At 61.7% G+C, this 21376-nt stretch carries 15 protein-coding genes; 10 read left to right on the top strand and 5 right to left on the bottom strand.

Annotated features, from left to right (window positions below; translation table 11 throughout):
• Positions 1-31: 31 nt before the first annotated feature.
• The 3 genes from J5M57_RS26095 to J5M57_RS26085 form a co-directional block, all read right to left on the bottom strand.
• Entirely contained in the window at positions 32-997 is a 966-nt protein-coding gene (locus J5M57_RS26095; protein ID WP_207848419.1) for an L-carnitine dehydrogenase, read from the bottom strand.
• Positions 998-1156: 159 nt separating this feature from the next.
• On the bottom strand, positions 1157-2044 hold the full coding sequence (locus J5M57_RS26090; protein ID WP_083367704.1) for a 3-keto-5-aminohexanoate cleavage protein: 888 nt from the start codon (positions 2042-2044) through the stop codon (positions 1157-1159).
• Between the two features lie 120 nt (positions 2045-2164).
• A complete protein-coding gene (locus tag J5M57_RS26085) occupies positions 2165-3109 on the bottom strand; it encodes a choline ABC transporter substrate-binding protein (RefSeq protein WP_207848420.1) in 945 nt (314 codons plus the stop codon).
• A 207-nt stretch (positions 3110-3316) separates the two neighbouring features.
• Between J5M57_RS26085 and J5M57_RS26080 the strand changes: the two genes are divergently transcribed.
• Positions 3317-4261: a GlxA family transcriptional regulator gene (locus J5M57_RS26080; RefSeq protein WP_207848421.1), complete on the top strand. Its 945-nt coding sequence runs from the start codon at positions 3317-3319 to the stop codon at positions 4259-4261.
• Between the two features lie 138 nt (positions 4262-4399).
• Here the strand turns inward: J5M57_RS26080 and J5M57_RS26075 are convergent, their stop codons facing one another.
• Positions 4400-4816 (bottom strand): DUF3010 family protein, encoded by a 417-nt coding sequence (locus tag J5M57_RS26075; protein WP_169843447.1) that lies wholly within the window; start codon positions 4814-4816, stop codon positions 4400-4402.
• Positions 4817-4864: 48 nt separating this feature from the next.
• Positions 4865-5266, bottom strand: a complete 402-nt coding sequence (locus tag J5M57_RS26070; protein ID WP_047596500.1) for a lysozyme inhibitor LprI family protein — start codon at positions 5264-5266, stop codon at positions 4865-4867.
• Between the two features lie 233 nt (positions 5267-5499).
• Here J5M57_RS26070 and J5M57_RS26065 point away from each other — a divergent pair, with 233 nt between their 5' ends.
• From J5M57_RS26065 to J5M57_RS26025, 9 genes are all read left to right on the top strand, one after another.
• Complete coding sequence (locus tag J5M57_RS26065) at positions 5500-6477, top strand: dipeptidase (protein WP_007962626.1); 978 nt, start codon at positions 5500-5502, stop codon at positions 6475-6477.
• Positions 6478-6583: 106 nt separating this feature from the next.
• A complete protein-coding gene (locus J5M57_RS26060; RefSeq protein ID WP_064589570.1) occupies positions 6584-7114 on the top strand; it encodes a DUF5943 domain-containing protein in 531 nt (176 codons plus the stop codon).
• Between the two features lie 15 nt (positions 7115-7129).
• Positions 7130-9190 (top strand): NADH:flavin oxidoreductase, encoded by a 2061-nt coding sequence (dgcA, locus tag J5M57_RS26055; protein WP_207848422.1) that lies wholly within the window; start codon positions 7130-7132, stop codon positions 9188-9190.
• A gap of 199 nt (positions 9191-9389) precedes the next feature.
• The gene (gene dgcB / locus J5M57_RS26050; protein ID WP_207848423.1) at positions 9390-11339 is read left to right on the top strand and encodes a (Fe-S)-binding protein; all 1950 of its coding nucleotides are present in this window, start codon (positions 9390-9392) and stop codon (positions 11337-11339) included.
• Entirely contained in the window at positions 11339-12559 is a 1221-nt protein-coding gene (locus J5M57_RS26045) for an electron transfer flavoprotein subunit alpha/FixB family protein (RefSeq protein WP_083367707.1), read from the top strand. Before dgcB ends, J5M57_RS26045 begins: the two co-directional genes overlap by 1 nt.
• A 15-nt stretch (positions 12560-12574) precedes the next feature.
• The gene (locus J5M57_RS26040; RefSeq protein WP_207848424.1) at positions 12575-13345 is read left to right on the top strand and encodes an electron transfer flavoprotein subunit beta; all 771 of its coding nucleotides are present in this window, start codon (positions 12575-12577) and stop codon (positions 13343-13345) included.
• Between the two features lie 1185 nt (positions 13346-14530).
• Positions 14531-17983, top strand: coding sequence for a GMC oxidoreductase (locus tag J5M57_RS26035; RefSeq protein ID WP_207848425.1), 3453 nt, complete (start codon positions 14531-14533; stop codon positions 17981-17983).
• A 197-nt stretch (positions 17984-18180) separates the two neighbouring features.
• Positions 18181-20049: a hypothetical protein gene (locus J5M57_RS26030; RefSeq protein WP_207848426.1), complete on the top strand. Its 1869-nt coding sequence runs from the start codon at positions 18181-18183 to the stop codon at positions 20047-20049.
• A 25-nt stretch (positions 20050-20074) separates the two neighbouring features.
• Positions 20075-21319, top strand: coding sequence for a metallophosphoesterase (locus tag J5M57_RS26025; RefSeq protein ID WP_207848427.1), 1245 nt, complete (start codon positions 20075-20077; stop codon positions 21317-21319).
• Positions 21320-21376 lie beyond the last annotated feature (57 nt).

The raw sequence follows: 21376 nt of genomic DNA, 5'->3' as shown, positions 1-21376 counted from the left end.
GAGCAAGCTCCCTCGCCACAGGGAACGGCGTTTACTCGCTGAAACTCATCCCATGCTTCTCTTTGGTGGTCTTCACCGCCTCAAGCACCGCCAGCAAACAATCATCACGATAGCGCTCCAGCGCCGAAATACTGTGCCGCCCCAGTTGATCGCGGGTGCCATCCACCACATCGTCGATCAACTTGTCGGTCAGTTCCGGTGCCGGCAGATAGGTCCACGGCAACTGCAACGCAGGGCCGAACTGCGACATGAAATGACGCATCCCCGCGTCACCACCGGCCAGCGTATAGGTCAGGAACGTGCCCATGAACGACCAGCGCAGACCGGCGCCAAAACGGATCGCGTCGTCGATCTCGCCAGTCGTCGCCACCCCGTCGTTGACCAGGTGCAGCGCCTCACGCCACAGCGCTTCGAGCAGGCGGTCGGCGATGAACCCCGGCACTTCCTTGCGCACATGCAGCGGGCGCATGCCGAGGGATTCGTAGACTGTCATCGCTGCTTGTACAGCCTCGGGCGCGGTGTGCTTGCCGCCCACCACTTCCACCAATGGCAACAGGTAGACCGGGTTGAACGGGTGACCGACCACGCAACGTTCCGGGTGGGTCGAACTCTCGTAGAACTCGCTCGGCAACAGGCCGGAGGTGCTGGAGCCGATCAGAGCATTGGGCTTTGCCGCTGCACTGATCTTGCTGTGCAGATCCAGTTTCAGTTCGAGGCGTTCCGGGGCGCTTTCCTGGATGAAATCCGCATCGCGCACGCACTCTTCAATGGTCGCCACAAAGCGCAGGCGATCCTGCGAAGCGCCCGGCGCCAGACCGTTTTTCTCCAGTGCGCCCCAGGCATTGGCCACGCGTTTACGCAGCGCGGCTTCAGCGCCGGGCGCCGGGTCCCAGGCCACCACGTCGAGGCCATGGGCGAGGGCACGTGCGACCCAGCCGCTGCCGATGACGCCGCTGCCGAGGGCGGCGAAGGTTTTGATGTTGGTGATAAAGCTCATGGTCACGTCCTAAAAAGTTTGCAGAACCCTGTAGGAGCTGCCGAAGGCTGCGATCTCTTGATCTTGCTTCTAAAAATCAAAGTCAAAAGATCGCAGCCTTCGGCAGCTCCTACAGGTGAAATCGGGGGGGCAGTCAGAACCCCATTTTTTTGCTGAGCGTTAACCGCGCTGGGTCAGGCCCATTTTCTTGCGACCTTCCGCCGGGGTGAGCACCCGGGCGCCGAGGCGGCTGAGGATCTCGGTGGCGCGTTCGACCAGTTGGCCGTTGGTTGCCAGCACGCCCTTGTCCAACCACAGGTTGTCTTCCAGCCCGACCCGCACGTTGCCGCCGAGCAGTACCGCTTGCGCGGCCATCGGCATCTGCATGCGGCCGATGCCGAACCCGGCCCACACCGCGTCGGCGGGCAGGTTGTCGACCATGGCTTTCATGGTGGTGGTGTCGGCCGGCGCGCCCCACGGGATGCCCAGGCACAGTTGGAACAGCGGGTTATCGAGCAAACCTTCCTTGATCATCTGCTTGGCGAACCACAGGTGCCCGGTGTCGAAAATTTCCAGCTCGGCCTTCACGCCCAGCTCGGTGATGCGCTTGGCGCCGGCACGCAATTGCGCCGGGGTGGAGACGTAAATGGTGTCGCCGTCGCCGAAGTTCAGCGTGCCGCAATCGAGGGTGCAGATTTCCGGCAACAGTTGTTCAACATGGGCCAGACGGGTCAGCGGGCCGACCAGGTCGGTGTTCGGGCCGAATTCCATTGGGCTCTCGCCAGGGCCGATCTCCAGGTCACCGCCCATGCCGGCGGTGAGGTTGACGATGATGTCGACGTCGGCCTCGCGGATGCGCTCCATCACTTCGCGGTACAGCGCCACGTCACGGCTGAACTTGCCGGTCTGCGGGTCGCGCACATGGCAGTGCACTACGGTGGCACCGGCCTTGGCCGCTTCCACCGCCGCCGCCGCGATCTGTTTCGGAGTGACCGGCACGTGGGGGCTCTTGGCGGTCGTGTCGCCAGCACCGGTGAGTGCGCAGGTGATGATGACGTCGTGGTTCATGGTGCGGTTTCCTTCAGGCGTGATGGGTCTGTTCGCAGCCCATTTCGGGGCTGCGAAGCGTCGGTCAATCCCCTCTCCCTCTGGGAGAGAGTCTGGGTGAGGGGCTTTTCAAGTCGAGGGTTATTGACTGGTCAGTTGCAGGTTTTCAGCGGCCGGTTTGCCATCGAAGGTGGTCACACCGTCGAGCCAGCGCTGCTTGTCTTCCGGGTGATCCTTGAGCCACTGCCTGGCCGATTCGAAGGCGTCTTTGTGATCGAGCAGCGGTTGCATCATCCGGCTCTCGTCTTCGGCGGTGAACGTCAGGTTGCTCAGCAGGCGGCCGACGTTCGGGCACTGTTCGGCGTATTTCGGCGCAGTGACCGTCCACACCGTGGCCATGCCTTCGTTCGGGCCAAGGGCGTCATCGCTGCCGGTGAGGTAGGTCATTTTTACGTTGACGTTCATCGGGTGCGGCGCCCAGCCGAAGAACACCACGGCCTCCTTGCGACGCACGGCACGGTCAACGGCGGCGAGCATCCCGGCTTCGCTGGATTCAACCAGCTGGAATTTGCCGAGGCCGAACTGGTTCTTGGCGATCATCGCCTTGATCTGCGTGTTGGCGCCCGAGCCCGGCTCGATACCGTAGATCTTGCCGCCCAGCTCCTTCTCGAACTTGGCGATGTCGGCGAAGGTTTTCAGGCCCTTGTCGGCCAGGTAGGTCGGCACGGCGAGGGTGGCGCGTGCATCCTTCAGGCTCGGCGCCGGCAGGACCTTGACCTGATTGGCGTCGACGAACGGGGTGATGGTCTGGGTCATCAGCGGGTTCCAGTAACCGAGGAACAGGTCCAGCCGCTGGTCGCGGATCCCGGCGAAGATGATTTGCTGGGACGCGCTGGTTTGTTTGGTGCTGTAGCCGAGGCCGTCGAGCAGGACCTGGGTCATGGCACTGGTGGCGATCACGTCAGTCCAGTTGACCACGCCCATGCGCACGTTCTGGCACGACGCGGGTTCGGCCGCCATGACGCTGGCGCTCAAGAAAGCGGTACCGCTGAGTGCAAGAACACAGCTGCTGATCAGTCGTTTCATGTCGGGTTCCTCGGCAGGTCGTTTATTGTGAGTTCCGGCATCTGGCGTGCCGGTGATGCCAAGTTACGCAGCAATGCCCCCGTAAAAACGCACTGCGGCGACTGGCTCTTGCACTGTAGCGACCTGTGCGCTTGAACGCTGACGACAATCGGCGTATCAACGAGCCACGCTACCCTCCCTCTCGTTACCCGCGAATCGAGTGCGCCCATGTCCCAGGACTTCTACTTTCTGCTGATGCCGGGGTTCTCGGCCATCGGCTTTATCTCTGCGATCGAACCGCTGCGGGTGGCCAACCGCTTTCGCGGCGAGCTGTACCGTTGGCACGTATTGAGTGCCGATGGCGGGGCGGTGCTGGCGAGTAACGGGATGTCGGTCAACGCCGATGCGGCGCTGGAGCCGCTGAAGAAAGGGGCGACGCTGTTGGTGGTCGCCGGTTTCGAACCGCTGAAGTTCGCCACCCCGGTGCTGGAGCACTGGCTGCGCCGGCTGGACAATGAAGGCGTCACCCTCGGCGCCATCGACACCGGCAGCTTCGTTCTGGCTGAGGCGGGCCTGCTCGATGGCCATCGCCTGACCCTGCACTGGGAAGCCATCGATGCGTTCAAGGAATCTTATCCACAGCTCAGCGTGACCCAGGAACTGTTCGAGATTGACCGCCGGCGCATCACCTCGGCCGGCGGCACCGCGTCCATCGATTTGATGCTCGATCTGATCGCCCAGGCCCACGGCCCGCAACTGGCGATTCAGGTCAGCGAGCAGTTCGTGCTGGGACGGATCCGCCCGCGCAAGGACCACCAGCGCATGGAAGTCGCCACGCGCTACGGCATCAGCAACAAGAAGCTGGTGCAGGTGATTGGCGAGATGGAACAACACAGCGAACCACCGCTGAGCACGCTGCAACTGGCGGAATCGATCAAGGTGACGCGGCGGCAGCTTGAGCGTTTGTTCCGGCTGCACCTGAACGATACACCGAGCAATTTCTATCTGCGCCTGCGCCTGGAAAAGGCCCGGCAGCTACTGCGCCAGACCGACATGAGCGTGCTTGAAGTCAGCATCGCCTGCGGCTTTGAATCGCCGTCGTACTTCACTCGCAGCTATCGAGCGAAGTTTGCACGGTGCCCCCGGGAAGACCGGCGTACCGCCCAGGCCTGAATTGGATGCACCCAAAACCAATGTGGGAGCGAGCCTGCTCGCGAAGGCGGCGTGTCAGTCAATACAGGATTGACTGATCCACCGCTTTCGCGAGCAGGCTCGCTCCCACATTTGGATCTTCATTGTCTGTAAGAACGCTTACTTCTTCACCAGCGCCGAACAGGCCGCCTTGTAAGCCTCATGCTGATACTTGTTCAGCGTTCCCGGCAGCTCGAAATTATGCTTCTTCGCCTGCGCATTGATCGTCTGCGGCGACAACAACGTCACCTCACACCCATCGAGCAACTGAAACACACCTTCGATCTTGAACGTCGTCGGCCCACCGGCAAACTCGCCCTTCTTGCTGCGCTTCTTGATCGCAATGCGGTCAATCGAATGTTCGCGCACAAACGAAGCGACCTGCGCCGCGAAGCGTTTGACGTTGGCCGCCTCGTCATCATCCTCTAGAGCAATTTTCTTGGTGTTGAGCGCCACATGGCTCAGCGTTGCCCCGTCAAGGGAGGCCACGGCGATGATCGCTTCGCTGCCTTTGATTTCGATGCCGCAGATGTTCATGTGTGTCCCTTGATTGGCTATATGAAGTGCAGCTTACAGCGCAGATCCTCACTCCTGCCCAATCGACTCCAAAAACTCCGACCGTTCATCACTCATCCGCGCCACGCAGTCATTCTGCGCAATCTTGAACGCCTTGCTGCCTTCGGTGGCCGGGAAGGCTTCCACCGCGCAGTCGGCGTCGCGGGTTTTCAGCCATTGTTGTTGGGCGGTCTTGAGTTTGGCGGTGATGTCGGCCAGTTGCGCGGCGTTTTTGCCGTAAGTGGCCTGCATGCGCTCGTTGAGGCTGGCGTAGTTGTCCTTGAGCAGGTCTTCGGCGGTGGTGCGGCTGTAGGTCGAGCATTCCAGAGTCTGGACGTCGTTTTCCACCGCGTCGCACGGGTTGTTGTCGGTCTCTTCGGCGGCGTGTACGCCGGTCGCAATCAGTGCCAGGGCCAGGAAGATCGATTTCATGTTGTCGCCGCTCTAATCCAGTGGTGTATCCAAGATGCGCCAGATTCTGGCTCAAGCTGGCGGGCTTGAACAGGTAGCTGATCGGAGCGCCTGGCGACCCTTTGTCGCGGATTGACGCTTTCGGCAATTCCCCTGTCGTTTTTGCACCCGGTCGCCCCGGCACCGAGGCATATGCTGGCCCCAAAGCGCCGGCAGACGATTCGGCGCATGAATTGCCAATAAGGGGACGCCTGATGAGCCCAGCCGAATTACACGCCGACAGCATCGTTATCGACGGTCTGATCATTGCCAAATGGAACCGCGAGCTGTTCGAAGACATGCGCAAGGGCGGTCTGACGGCGGCCAACTGCACTGTGTCGGTGTGGGAAGGCTTTCAGGCGACCGTGAACAACATCGCTGCCAGCCAGAAGCTGATCCGCGAGAACAGCGACCTGGTGATGCCGGTGCGCACCACCGCCGACATTCGTCGCGCCAAGGAGCAGGGCAAGACCGGCATCCTCTTCGGCTTCCAGAACGCCCACGCGTTTGAAGACCAGATCGGCTATGTCGAGGTGTTCAAGCAGCTCGGCGTCGGCATCGTGCAGATGTGCTACAACACCCAGAACCTGGTCGGCACCGGTTGCTACGAGCGCGACGGCGGCCTGTCGGGCTTCGGTCGCGAGATCGTTGCCGAGATGAACCGCGTCGGCGTCATGTGCGACCTGTCCCACGTCGGTTCCAAGACCTCCGAAGAAGTCATCCTCGAATCGAAAAAACCGGTCTGCTATTCCCACTGCCTGCCGTCGGGGCTCAAGGAGCATCCGCGCAACAAGTCCGATGCAGAACTGAAGTTCATTGCTGATCACGGCGGTTTTGTCGGCGTGACCATGTTTGCGCCGTTCCTGGCCAAGGGCATCGATTCGACCATCGACGACTACGCCGAAGCCATCGAATACACCATGAACATCGTCGGCGAAGACGCCATCGGCATCGGCACCGACTTCACCCAGGGCCATGGTCAGGACTTCTTCGAATACCTGACCCACGACAAAGGCTACGCCCGTCGTCTGACCAGCTTCGGCAAGATCATCAACCCGCTGGGCATCCGCACCGTCGGCGAGTTCCCGAACCTGACCGAAACCCTGCTCAAGCGCGGCCACTCCGAGCGCGTGGTGCGCAAGATCATGGGCGAAAACTGGGTCAACGTCCTCAAGGACGTCTGGGGCGAATAACGCTGACTGACGACCGCCGCCGATCTGCTCCCTCTCCCTCCGGGAGAGGGCTGGGGTGAGGGCCGCGGCCACCACTGAATTCAAATTTTTCTGGAGTTAAGTTTCCATGGCCAAGATCGCCCCGCAATTGCCAATCGAAGTCGACAGCGAAACCGGTGTCTGGACCTCCGACGCCCTGCCGATGCTCTACGTGCCGCGGCACTTTTTCGTCAACAACCACATGGGCATCGAAGAGGTTTTGGGCGCTGAAGCCTACGCCGAAATCCTCTACAAGGCCGGCTACAAATCCGCCTGGCACTGGTGTGAAAAAGAAGCCGAATGCCACGGCCTGGAAGGCGTCGCGGTGTTCGAACACTACATGAAGCGCCTGTCGCAACGCGGCTGGGGCCTGTTCAAGATCCAGGACATCGATCTCGACAAAGGCACCGCCAGCGTCAAGCTCGAACACTCGGCGTTCGTCTACGTCTACGGCAAGGTCGGGCGCAAGGTCGACTACATGTTCACCGGCTGGTTTGCCGGGGCCATGGACCAGATTCTGCAAGCCCGTGGCAGCAGCATCCGCACCGTTGCCGAGCAAGTCTACGGTGGCTCCGAAGAAGGCCACGACGACGGCCTGTTCACCGTCAAGCCGTTGTAAGTCGAGGAACCCGCCATGGCTTTCGAAGCAATGTTCCAGCCGATCCAGATCGGCAAACTGACCATCCGCAACCGCGTGCTCAGTACCGCGCACGCCGAGGTCTACGCGACCGACGGCGGCATGACCACCGACCGCTACGTCAAATACTACGAAGAGAAAGCCAAGGGCGGCATCGGCCTGGCGATCTGCGGCGGTTCTTCCAGTGTGGCCATCGACAGCCCGCAAGGCTGGTGGAAATCGGTGAACCTGGCGGATGACCGGATCATCCCGCACTTCCAGAATCTGGCCGACGCCATGCACAAGCATGGCGCCAAGATCATGATCCAGATTACTCACATGGGCCGTCGCTCGCGCTGGGACGGCGAGCACTGGCCGACCCTGCTGTCGCCGTCGGGCATCCGTGAACCGGTGCACCGCGCGACCTGCAAGACCATCGAACCGGAAGAAATCTGGCGAGTGATCGGCAACTACGCCACGGCTGCCGCGCGGGCCAAGGCCGGTGGCCTGGACGGCGTCGAACTGTCGGCCGTGCACCAGCACATGATCGACCAGTTCTGGAGCCCACGGGTCAACAAACGCACCGACGAATGGGGCGGCAGCTTCGAGAACCGCATGCGTTTCGGCCTGGAAGTGCTCAAGGCTGTGCGCAAGGAAGTCGGCGACGATTTCTGTGTCGGCATCCGTCTGTGCGGTGACGAGTTCCACCCGGACGGTTTGTCCCACGAGGACATGAAACAGATCGCCAAGTATTACGACGACACCGGCATGATCGACTTCATCGGCGTGGTCGGTTCGGGGTGCGACACCCACAACACCCTGGCCAACGTTATCCCCAACATGAGTTATCCACCGGAGCCGTTTCTGCACCTCGCGGCCGGGATCAAGGAAGTGGTCAAGGCACCGGTGCTGCACGCGCAGAACATCAAGGACCCGAACCAGGCCACGCGCATCCTTGAAGGCGGTTACGTCGACATGGTCGGCATGACCCGGGCGCACATCGCCGACCCGCACCTGATCGCCAAGATCAAGATGGGCCAGGTCGACCAGATCAAACAGTGCGTCGGCGCCAACTACTGCATCGACCGTCAGTATCAGGGGCTGGATGTGCTGTGCATCCAGAACGCCGCGACCTCCCGTGAATACATGGGCGTGCCGCACATCATCGAGAAATCCACCGGGCCGAAACGCAAAGTCGTGGTGGTCGGTGCCGGCCCTGCCGGGATGGAAGCCGCACGCGTGGCGGCCGAACGGGGCCACGACGTGACCCTGTTCGAGAAGAAAGAATTCATCGGCGGGCAGATCACCACCGCGTCGAAAGCACCGCAACGTGACCAGATCGCCGGCATCACCCGCTGGTTCCAGCTGGAACTGGCGCGGCTGAAAGTCGATCTGCGCCTGGGCACCGCTGCGGATGCGGCGACCATCCTCGATCTGCGTCCGGACGTGGTGGTGCTGGCGGTGGGCGGTCATCCGTTCCTTGAGCAGAACGAACACTGGGGCGCCGCCGAAGGGCTGGTGGTCAGCAGTTGGGACGTGCTCGACGGCAAGGTTGCGCCGGGCAAGAACGTGCTGGTCTACGACACCATCTGCGAGTTCACCGGGATGTCGGTGGCGGACTTCCTCGCCGACAAGGGCAGCCAGGTCGAGATCGTCACCGACGACATCAAGCCGGGTGTGGCCGTCGGCGGTACGTCGTTCCCGACCTACTACCGCAGCATGTACCCGAAAGAAGTGATCATGACCGGCGACATGATGCTGGAGAAGGTCTACCGCGAAGGCGACAAACTGGTGGCGGTGCTGGAGAACGAATACACCGGCGCCAAAGAGGAGCGGGTGGTCGATCAGGTGGTGGTGGAAAACGGCGTGCGTCCAGACGAGGAGCTGTATTACGGGCTCAAGGACGGTTCGCGCAACAAGGGCCAGATCGACATTGACGCACTGTTCGCGATCAAGCCGCAGCCTTCGTTGAGCACCACCGGTGACGGCTACTTGCTGTTCCGCATCGGCGACTGCGTGGCGCAGCGTAATACCCATGCTGCGATCTACGACGCCCTGCGCCTCTGCAAGGATTTCTAACGGCATCACCACCATCACCTGTGGCGAGGGAGCTTGCTCCCGCTGGGCTGCGAAGCAGCCCCAAACCTGAAGTCGCGGTACACCGGCGACTGTATTGGGAGCGCTGCGCACTCCGGCGGGAGCAAGCTCCCTCGCCACAGGTAGGTGCGTTGCTCTTGCCAGCGCACAAATGACCCCGAGGTCTTTGGGAGCTTCACCTATGTTGAACACCCTTCTTCCAATCCTGTTGTTCGCAGCCCTGGCCCTCGCGGTGATGGGCGCGTTGCGGCGGGTAGCGATGTGGCGTCGGGGCCGGGCCTCGAAGGTCGATCTGATCGGCGGCCTGTTTGCCATGCCCAAGCGCTACATGGTCGATTTGCACCATGTGGTGGCGCGGGATAAATACATCGCCAACACCCACGTCGCCACGGCCGGTGGTGCAGTGGCTTCGATTGTGCTGGCGATTCTGGTGCACGGTTTCGGCCTGCATAACCGCATCCTCGGCTACGCGCTGCTGCTGATGACGGCGGTGATGTTCGTCGGTGCGATTTTCGTTTACCGGCGTCGGCTCAACCCGCCGGCGCGGTTGTCGAAAGGCCCGTGGATGCGCCTGCCGAAAAGCCTGCTGGCGTTCTCTGCCTCGTTCTTTCTGGTGACGTTGCCGGTGGCCGGCATCCTCCCGGAGAACTTCGGCGGCTGGCTGCTGGCAGCGATTCTCGGGATTGGCGTGCTGTGGGGCGTGTCGGAATTGTTCTTCGGCATGACCTGGGGCGGGCCGATGAAACACGCCTTCGCCGGTGCCCTGCACCTGGCCTGGCACCGTCGCGCCGAACGCTTTGGCGGTGGCCGTTCTACCGGTTTGAAACCGCTGGATCTCAACGATCCAAGCGCGCCACTGGGCGTGGAAAAACCCAAGGATTTCACCTGGAACCAGTTGCTCGGTTTTGACGCCTGCGTGCAGTGCGGCAAGTGCGAAGCCGCGTGCCCGGCGTTCGCTGCCGGCCAGCCGCTGAACCCGAAAAAGCTGATTCAGGACATGGTCGTCGGCCTCGCCGGCGGCACTGACGCCAAGTTCGCCGGCAGCCCGTATCCCGGCAAGCCAATCGGAGAACACGCGGGTAATCCACATCAACCTATCGTCAACGGTCTGGTCGATGCCGAAACCCTGTGGTCGTGCACCACCTGCCGCGCCTGCGTCGAGGAATGCCCGATGATGATCGAGCACGTCGACGCCATCGTCGATATGCGTCGCCACCTGACCCTGGAAAAAGGCGCCACCCCGAACAAGGGCGCCGAGGTTCTGGAAAACCTGATCGCCACCGACAACCCCGGCGGTTTCGCCCCGGGCGGGCGGATGAACTGGGCGGCGGATCTGAACCTCAATCTGCTCAGCGAAAAAAAATCCACTGACGTGCTGTTCTGGGTCGGTGACGGCGCCTTCGACATGCGCAACCAGCGCACCTTGCGCGCGTTCGTCAAAGTGCTGAAAGCAGCCAAAATCGACTTTGCCGTACTCGGCCTGGAAGAGCGTGACAGCGGTGACGTGGCCCGTCGGCTGGGCGACGAAGCGACCTTCCAGTTGCTCGCCAAACGCAATATCCAGACCCTGGGCAAATACAGTTTCAACCGTATCGTCACCTGCGATCCGCACAGCTTCCATGTGCTGAAAAACGAATACGGTGCCTTCGACGGCCACTACCTGGTGCAGCACCACAGCACCTACATGGCGGAAATCATTCAGGCCGGCGCGCTGAACCTCAGTCAGCACAAAGGCAACAGCGTGACCTATCACGACCCGTGCTACCTCGGCCGTTACAACGGCGAGTACGAGGCGCCGCGTGAAGTGCTGCGTGCCCTCGGCATCGAGGTCAAAGAGATGCAACGTTCCGGCTTCCGCTCGCGCTGCTGCGGCGGCGGTGGCGGCGCGCCGATCACCGACATTCCGGGCAAGCAGCGGATTCCCGACATGCGCATGGAAGACATCCGCGAGACCGGCGCCGAGCTGGTGGCCGTGGGTTGTCCACAGTGCACGGCGATGCTCGAAGGCGTGGTCGAACCGCGTCCGTTGATCAAGGACATCGCCGAGCTGGTGGCCGATGCGCTGCTCGAAGACGCCGCGCCAGGCAAGCCGACTGCACCGGCTAAACGTGAACCTGCGGAGGCCCACTGATGAGCGACATTATCCGCCGCGATCCGCGCGCCGAATGGATTGCCCGTAACCGCCTGCACCCGCTGCACGCGGCGATGCAACCGGCGCAACACAGCTGGATGGGCCCCAACGGCGTCATCCGCAAGAATCTGCATGGCATCGGCTTCATCGGCCCCAACGGCATCAAACGCATCGACCGTAGCGGCGCGCAGCAGGGCGGGGCGGTCAAACGCTCGGCCACGGTTGAAGTGCAGTTGCCGCTGCATCAGGTCGCGGCCCCGGCGTTCTACATCAGTGTGGTGCCGGACATGGTCGGCGGTCGTCTGAGCAGCCACGACCGCGACCTGCTGGGCCTCGCGCATCAACTGGCCGGCAAGGACGGCGCAGTGCTGGCGGTGGTGTTCGGCGAGCACAAGGAAAACGCCTTCGCCACGGCGGGCGTCGATCGCTTGCTGGTGCTGGAGGGCGATGAGTTCAGCGGTTATGCACCGGAGCAACGGGTGCAAGGCTTGCGTGCTGTGGATAACCAGTTCAACCCACGCCACTGGCTGCTGCCGGACAGTCGCAGCGGTGGCGGCGAGCTCGGCCGCCGTTTTGCCGCTGCACTGGGCGAACGCCCGGCGACGCGGGTGTGGCAGGTCAAGGATCAGGAATGCATCGGCCGCGCCGGTGCGGGGTTGCAAGACCTTGCCCGTCCGGTCGCACGCTTGATTCTGGCCTCGGCCGAATGCGCCGAACCGGTCAGCGAAACCCGGCACGAAGCCCTGCCAGTGGAGTTATCCACAACGGTAGCGCGCAGCCTGTCGCGGATCGAAGATCTGGGCGCCGTGGCGGTAGACCCGGCGGCAATCCCGATGGCCGAAGCGGAGTTCATCTTCTCCGGCGGCAACGGGGTGAAGGACTGGGCGCTGTTCCACGAGACGGCTGCGGCGCTCGGCGCCACCGAAGGCGCCTCGCGGGTGGCAGTAGACGATGGCTTCATGGCGCGCGACCGTCAGGTTGGTGCGTCCGGCACCTGGGTCACCGCACGGGTTTACGTGGCTGTGGGTATCTCCGGGGCGATCCAGCACCTGCAGGGCATCGGTGCCTGCGACAAGGTGGTGGCGATCAACCTCGACCCGGGTTGCGACATGATCAAACGCGCCGACCTGTCGGTGATCGGCGAGAGCGCGGAGATTCTTCAAGCCTTGATCGCGGCGGTAGCGGCTTACCGCAACGACGCCAAGCGCGATGCGGCTTAAGGGAAGGACACAGTTATGAACACCAATGTCATCAGCCTGGTCTCCATCGGCGCCCACCCGACCTCGGGTCGGCCACGCCGCGCCGAACAGGATGCGCGCGCCGTGGAACTGGGCCTGCAACTGGCTGGGGATAACCTGCAAGTGCTGCATGCCGGGGATGTCACCGAACCGGCACTGCGCGCTTATCTGGGCATGGGCCTGGAACAGATGCACGTGCTCGAACAACCTGCTGGCGCCGATGCCTTGCCGGCTTTGACGGCATATTTGCGCGAGGCAGGTGCACAGGTGGTGCTGACCGGCAGTCAGGCGGAAACCGGCGAAGGTTCGGGCATGCTGCCGTTTATGCTCGCTGAAGGACTGGGCTGGCCGCTGGTGGTGGGGCTGGCGCAGGTCGAATCGATCAACGACGGTTCGGCGCTGGTGCTGCAAGCCTTGCCGCGCGGGCAGCGGCGCCGGTTGAAGGTGAAGCTGCCGTTTCTCGCGACTGTGGATAACGCTGCGCCGAAACCTCGGCAAAGCGCGTACGGCCCTGCGCGCCGCGGCGTGTTGAACGCCGAAGACGTGGAGGTGCTGGACGATGAACTGCTGGCGGTCGCCACCCTGCAACCGGCCAAGCCACGGCCGAAACGCTTGAAAGTGATCAAGGCCAAGAGCGGTGCCGACCGGATGAAAGCCGCGACGGCCAAGGCCAGTGGTGGCGGTGGGCAGGTGCTCAAAGGCGTCACTGCACAGGCTGGCGCTGAAGCGATCCTCAAACTGCTGATCGAAGAAGGCGTTGTCCGCTGAGAGCCAAAGCCCCTCACCCTAGCCCTCTCCCAGAGGGAGAGGGGACTGACCGAGTTGAGCTGGCTATCTACATCGACCTGCGACTTCAGCGGTGACCTTAGTTTGGCCAAACCTGAGAACACGTTGTTTTGCTGTAGTTTTATCGAACCTGAGGTCGCGATGAACGTTCAGATCGATGTAGTCTGGATAAGCAACTCGATCGGCCCCCTCTCCCTCCGGGAGAGGGCTGGGGTGAGGGCAGCGGCCGCCAACAATCTGCTAATTACCCACAATCCCTGTTGGCGGATCTGTGGATAACGTGTTCGCCCATCCCTGCACCCCACGCCAATCAAGCCCTGCAGACCTCAGATCAAAAAACAACCAGCCTAAGTCACGGTTTTTCCGGGCTTTTCTCCCTGGATAAGGGCACAAGTTGCCCCCAATCTCTGTTGGCGCTTCTGTGGATAAGATGTTCGCTATCCGCTGCGGCCCTTATAAAACGTGCCTTGCACGCGAATGATCAAAAACTGATCAATTGCGCTTTTCCAATGAACAATCCCAGTGCAAACCGCGATTATTCGAGGGCTGCAGCGCTTTTCCACAGCGCAGGCAAAGTTACCCCCTGAGTCTGTTGGCGCTTCTGTGGATAAGGTGTTCGCCATCCTCTGCAGGCCATGCAATACGTGGCTTACAAGGATGTGTTCAAAAAACAACCAATTCGTCCTGCAAACCGTACTTCTGGATAAGTCACGATTTTTCTCCACAAATCAGCCACTTGTTTTTCCTTCCTTGCACAGTTACCCCCATTTGCTGTGGGTGGCTATGTGGATAACTTGTTCGTCGACCCCTGCAAGCCCCGCCGGTCATAGTCCAAATGGCAATTGATCACATTTCATACAGTTCTAAGGCGTTGCCTTGACTTCGATTCCGGCGCTGTCTTCACTGCAATGGCATAAGGACAGCCGTCACTTATCCACATCAGGTTCTGGGAGAACGCATGATGGATAGCCGCCCACATCGTCTGACCCCCTCGCCACGCAAACGCACGTTACGTCGTGCGGCCAATCAACACGCTCGTCTGTAGCGACCCTTCTGCTCCAGCTGCTGTGCTGTCGCCGGGCTCGCCCCGGAGGCCAGGTGCCCGTTCGCCCATTGATTGCAGGCAACCGCAGAGTTGCCCCATCTGCCTGAGAGAGGAACACCCACATGACACGCATCGCAACGCCCATCAGCGAGATCAAGGAACACTACGACGTGATCGTCATCGGCTCCGGCTATGGCGGCGGCATTGCTGCGTCGCGCCTGTCCCGGGCCGGCAAGCAGGTGTGCCTGCTCGAGCGCGGACGGGAAATCCAGCCCGGGGAATATCCCAACACCATGATTGCCGCCACCGAAGAGCTGCAGGTGCATGACCCGGATGGTCATATCGGTTCGCGCACCGGGCTGTTCGATCTGCACGTCAACGCCCAGCAGAACGTGGTGGTCGGTTGTGGCCTCGGCGGTACGTCGCTGATCAATGCCAACGTGGCCCTGGAACCTGAGCCCGGCGTGTTCGACGACCCGCGCTGGCCGTTGGCTGTGCGGGAACACCGCGACACCCTGCTCAAGGACGGCTATGCCCGTGCCCGGGAAATGCTCAAGCCCAATCCTTATCCGGACACTTCACCTAACCTGCCCAAGCTCGACGCCAACAAGAAGTCTGCGGACTACCTCAAGCAAGGCGCGCACTTCTACAAGCCACCGATCAACGTGACCTTCGACAAACTGCCGAACAACCTCAACCACGTCGGCGTCGAACAGCTGCCGTGCAACCAGTGCGGCGACTGTGTCTCGGGCTGTAACAACAAGGCCAAGAACACCACGCTGATGAACTATCTGCCGGACGCCTGGAACCACGGCGCGGAGATTTTCTGTCAGGCCGAGGTGCGTCATCTGGAGCGCGACGGCGATGGCTGGATCGTGCACTTCCAGTACCTCGACAGCGGTCGGGAGAAATTCGACGCGCCGACGCTGTTTGTTAAGGCCGATATCGTCGTGGTCTCCGCCGGCACCCTCGGCTCCACCGAGATTCTGCTGCGTTCGCGGGACAAGGGCCTGGTGATGTCCGGCCAGCTCGGCGAGAACATGAGCGGCAACGGCGACATCCTCGGTTTCGGCCACAACTGTGAACAGACCATCAATGGCATCGGCTTCGGCGCGCATCCGGCCAAGGAACTGCACCCGGTCGGCCCGTGCATCACCTCGGTCATCGACATGCGCACCGAAGGTGACTGGCGCAGCCGCATGGTCATCGAGGAAGGCTCGATCCCCGGCGCCCTCGGCCGGCCGATGGTGCCGGCCATGGCCGGGTTCGCCGAATTGATCGGCAAGCCCACCGACGACAGTTTCAGCGGCAAGCTTGGCTACAAGGAACGCGAGGCCGAAAGCTTCCTGCGCGGCCCGTATTACGGCGCGCTGCACAACATGCAGACCTACCTGATCATGAGCCACGACAGCGGCCAGGGACGGATGATTCTCGACAACAAGGACCAGTTGCGTATCGACTGGCCGGGCGTCGGCGAACAGGAAAACTTCAAGCTCGGCAACGAACGCCTGTACCAGAGTACCAAGGCCTTGGGCGGGATCTGGGTAGAGAACCCGATCTGGACCAAACTGCTCAAGCACAGCATCGTCTCGGTGCATCCGCTGGGCGGTTGCGTGATGGGCGAGGACGCCGGGCAAGGCGTGGTCAATCACAAGGGCCAGGTGTTCAGCGGCGCGGCCGGCACCGATGTCTACGCCAACCTGTACGTGACCGATGGCGCGGTGATCCCGACCTCGCTGGCGGTCAATCCGCTGCTGACCATCTCCGCCGTGAGCGAGCGCAACATGGGCCTGCTCGCCGCCGACCGCGGTTGGCAGATCGACTACACGCTGCCGTCGGCACCGCGCAAACAAGTGGCGCCGCCGACCCTCGGGGTGCAGTTCACCGAAACCATGAAGGGCTATTTCTCCCGGGCCTTCACCGCCGCGCAAAGCACCGATCTGAAAGTCTATGAAGCGGCGGCCAAACGCGGCGAGGCAGACAACTCGCCGATCGACTTCACCCTGACCATCACCGCCAACGACCTCAATCGGATGATCAAGGAACCGGAACACGCCGCGACCATCGTCGGCACGGTCAACGCTCCGGCACTGTCGCCACAACCGCTGACCGCCAGCAACGGGGTGTTCAACTTGTTCGAACAATTCGAGCAGCAGGTCGACACGCGGCACATGAAATACGACATGAAACTGAGCGCCGAGGACGGCAACGACTATTTCTTCAGCGCCTTCAAGACTGTGCCGGAAGACAACGGCGTGCTGAACATCTGGCACGACACCAGCACCCTGTACGTGACGCTGTATCGCGGGCCGGACAAGTCGGGCGAGGTGATCGGCTCCGGGGTGATGCACATTCATCCGACCGATTTCGCCAAGCAGATGACCACCATGAAAGTGCTCAACGCGCGCAACGAGCGCGAGCGCATCGAAGGCCTGGCACGCTTCGGCAAGTTCTTCGCCGGGATCCTCTGGGAGAGTTACGGCGGGGTCTTCGCCGGTGACAAATACTTCAACCCCGACGCGCCGCCGCGGCTGAAACGGCCGCTGGATGCGCCGACCCCGGCGGTGCATTTCTTCCCCACCGAGGACGGCGTCGAGCTGCGCCTGAGCCGTTATCAGGCCGGGAGCAAAGGCCCGGTGATGCTGGTGCATGGCCTGGGTGTCGGTTCGAACATCTTCTCCACCGACACCATCCAGACCAACCTGTTGGAGTATCTGTGCAAACACGATTATGACGTGTGGCTGCTGGACTTCCGCGTGAGCATTCTGTTGCCGGCGAGCAAGAAGGAATGGAACGGCGACCAGATCGCCCAGTACGACTTCAAGGCGGCCATCGCACAGATTCAGCAGGAGACTCAGGCCAAAGACGTGCAGTGCGTGGTGCATTGCTATGGCGCAACGACGTTCTTCATGTCGCTGCTGGCCGGGTTGCAAGGCGTGCGCTCGGTGGTCTGCTCGCAGATTGCCGCTGACACCGTGGTTGCCACCGCGACCGGGTTGAAGGCCGGACTGCACCTGCCGGGAATGCTCGATGCGATCGGTATCAAATCGATGACGGCTTACGCCGACAGCAAGGAGAACTGGTTCAACAAACTCTACGACAAGGCGCTGAATGGCTACGCGCGGATCGAGGCGCAGGGTTATTGCACCAACCCGGTGTGTCACCGCATCACCTTCATGTACGCCTCGCTGTATCGCCACGACACCCTCAACGAAACCCTGCACGACAACCTGCACGAGCTGTTCGGCGAGTCGAACATCGAGACCTTCGAGCACCTGGCGCTGATCGTGCGCAAAGGGCACTTGGTGGATTTCAAAGGCAACGATGTGTACATGCCGCACTTCGATCGGCTGACGATGCCGATCTGCTTTATCAGCGGCGCGGAGAACCAGTGTTACCTGCCGGAAAGCACCCTCAAGACTTACCAGCGAGTATGCGAAGTCCACGGGCCGGAGCGCTACAGCCGGCATGTGGTGCCGGGCTATGGCCACATCGATTGCATGTTCGGCAAGAACGCAGTGGTGGATGTGTATCCGATCATCCTTGAACACCTGGAGAAAACTGCCCTCGGTTGATGAAGTCCCTGTGGCGAGGGAGCTTGCTCCCGCTCGGCTGCGCAGCAGTCGTAAACCCGGCAGATGCGGTGTTGCAGGAAAACCGCATTCGCAGGTTTTAGGGCCGCTTCGCAGCCCGGCGGGAGCAAGCTCCCTCGCCACCAAGGCCGATCAAGCAGTGGATTTCTTTCTCAGGTCTGCACAAGGAAATGGATGATATGGACAGCTACATCCGCTGGTTTCAACGCTTCATCTGGCTCGGCATTGCGATGAACATGGTGTTCGCCATCCCGGCGCTGTTCGCGCCGGGGTTGCTGACATCGGTGGTCGGTCTGCCGCCGCAACTGTCTGACCCGTGGCTGGAAAACGCCGGGATGCTGCTGGTGGGCATCAGCGTGTTTTACATGCCGTCGGGCTTCAACGCGCCGCGTTACGTGGTGCATTCCTGGTTGTGCGTGCTGACGCGGCTGATCGCCGTGGTGTTCTGGATCTACCTGATCAACACCAGCATCCAGGGCTCGGTGTTTGTGCCGATGTTGCTGGGCGATCTGAGCTTCTTCCTGATCCTCGGCATTCTGCTGTACCTCGGCACTGCACCGGCGAACCGGCCATGGGCGCTGCTGTGCGATGGCTGGCGCGAGTGGCGTGCGGCGTGGGCGCGGCAATGGCAGAACCACGGCTTCAAGGTCGGCACGCTGGTGGTGCTGGCCGTGCTGGGTTTCATCGGTTACGAAACCTGGTACCAGATGCTGCGGGTGGTGCCGGAGCAGGAATACGCCTCCGATGAAGATCACTACAAATACGCCGCCATCGGCCTGGGGATCGAAGCGCGCATCCCGTATTACCTGTTCGCCGTGCTGCCGCAGATGTGCCCGGAAAAAATGCCCAAACCCGGCGGCTGGGAAGTCTTCGGCTTTCTCTATGAGAACGGCAAGGATCTGCCGATCGGCATGGCCAAGCGGCAGATCGGCTACCCGACCGTGGAGCCGAACTGCGCGCTGTGCCACACCGGTTCCTACCGGGCCAATGCCAGCGACGTCGCGGTCAATGTGCCGAGTGCGCCGGCCAACACCCTGCAACTGCAAGCCTTCCAGTGGTACGCCTACGATTGCGCCAGCGATCCGAAATTCACCACCGACGCGGTGATGGCGGCGATCAACAGCAAATTCCAGCTGGGTTTTTTCGAGAAGCTTTACAACCGCTACCTGATCATCCCGATGGCGAAAAGCGCCTTGCTCAAACAGAAGCAGGCCTACGCCTGGCAGAAGCTGCGGCCGCAACAAGGCCCGGGCCGCACCGACACCTTCAACCCGACGAAAATGGTGGTGTTCGGCTTCCCGGATGACTCGACCATCGGCACCGTCGACCTGCCGCAAGTGTGGAACCAGAAACCGCGGGAATCGATGTACCTGCACTGGGACGGCAATAACAACAAGATCCACGAACGCAACTACGCCGCCGCGATGGCCGTGGGCGCGACGCCGGAATCGGTGCTGCCGCCGAGCTTCAACCGGGTGACCAACTGGCTGCTCGGGCACAAGGCGCCGGCGTGGCCGTGGGCACTGGATCAGGCGAAAGTCGCCCAGGGCAAACCGATCTGGGACGCTAATTGCGCCGCGTGTCACGACTTCGGACGTGCCGACACCGGGCAAGTGACCACCAACATCGATCAACTGGGCACCGACCCCCATCGGCTGGACTCGTTCACCACCGGTCTGGTGAACGCATTCCACTCCTTCAAGAAACCGCCGTTCGACTTCGGCGCGTATCGCAAGACCCAGAGCTACAGCAATACGCCGACCGACGGCATCTGGCTGCGCGCGCCGTACCTGCACAACGGTTCGGTGCCGACCCTGTGGGATCTGCTGCAACCGCCGGAGAAACGTCCGCAGGTGTTCATCACCGGCTCCGACGTCTACGACCCGATCAATGTCGGGTTCGTCACCCGCGGCGCGCAAGCCAAAGCCTCGGCCGACTTCAAATACGACACCCGGCTGGAGGGCAACCACAACACCGGTCACTTGTATGGCACGCAGCTGTCGGACGCCGACAAGCGTGCGCTGATCGAATTCATGAAAACCCTGTGAGCCCTTACGGATAGAGGATTACGCCATGTCAGCGGTCGGTCATCTGAAACACGAATACGACAAGGTCAAAGTGCGCATTCACGGGTTGTTCACGCGCATGGAAATGGCCTGGATGAAGCTCATCAGCGAACTTGAACCGAAGGAGTTCGAGGCCATTATCAAGTTGCTCCAGCGTGGTCACGATCAGGCGCAGTACGTGCTGAAAAACGGCGAGTTGCCGGACGACGAGCCGAGCGTCCCCTGGGAGCTGTCCCACGGTTTGTCGATCCTGCGCATCGGCAATGCCACGCCGTTGCCGCAGTCGAGCGATCAACTGCAAACCCGGGTGCTGAAGGACGGCAGCCTGCTCGGCTGTCGCAAATGGGAACTGCTGGATCTGCTGTGGAGCGAGGCGCTGCTCAAGTGGATCGAAAACCTGCGCCATCACGCGACCTTCGGCACCGACCCGGCGGTGGTACAGATGGAGCGCGACGTGACCCTGGCGATTGCTGGCGACTGGGGCACCGGCCCTTTCGACAGTCATGCGCCGGCGGTTTCAGTCGCCAACCAGATGCAACTGGCCCAGGCTGATTTCACCATCCATCTGGGCGACGTCTACTACGCCGGCAGCCATTCTCAGGAAGACGTCGACATGGCCGGTTGGCCGATGGGCAGCCACGGCTCGTTCACCCTCAACTCCAATCACGAGATGTACAGCGGTGCCCACGGTTATTTCAAGGAACTGGCCAAGCGCTTTCCGGGGCAGCAGGGCACCAGTTACTTCGCCTTGATCAACGACGACTGGCTGGTGGTCGGGCTGGACTCGGCGTACGCCTCGGACGCGATGAACCTGTACATGGACGGCACCCTCAACGAGCCGCAGATCGTGTGGATGAAAGGCCTGCCGAAACGCAAAAAGATCATGGTGCTCAGCCATCACCAGGGTTTCGATATTTCCGGGCACAACAAGACCGCGCTGTATCAACCGGTGTGCGATGCGCTGGGGCGCGAGCCGGATTATTGGTATTGGGGGCATCTGCACAACGGCATCGTCTACGCGCAACAGGGTGGCCTGCACGCGCGCTGCGCCGGGCACGGGGCGATTCCCTACGGCAATGCCAGCGAGCTGGACGGGCATTCGCGGGTGCTGTGGTCGGAGACGCAAAATGCGAAGGACCCGGCGTATCCGGCTCGGGTGCTGAACGGGTACGCGAAAATCAGGTTGGTGGGAGAGGAGATATTTGAGGAGTTTATTGGTGAGGATGGCAGTGTGAGGTGGTCATCCAAATGAGGCGGTGACTGCGCCGGCCTCTTCGCGAGCAGGCTCGCTCCCACAGTTGGAACGCAT

Source organism: Pseudomonas sp. 86_A (assembly GCF_017491705.1).
Classification (GTDB): domain Bacteria; phylum Pseudomonadota; class Gammaproteobacteria; order Pseudomonadales; family Pseudomonadaceae; genus Aquipseudomonas; species Aquipseudomonas koreensis.
The sequence above is the reverse complement of the archived record's forward strand: the minus strand, read 5'-3'. Positions and strand labels throughout refer to the sequence as shown.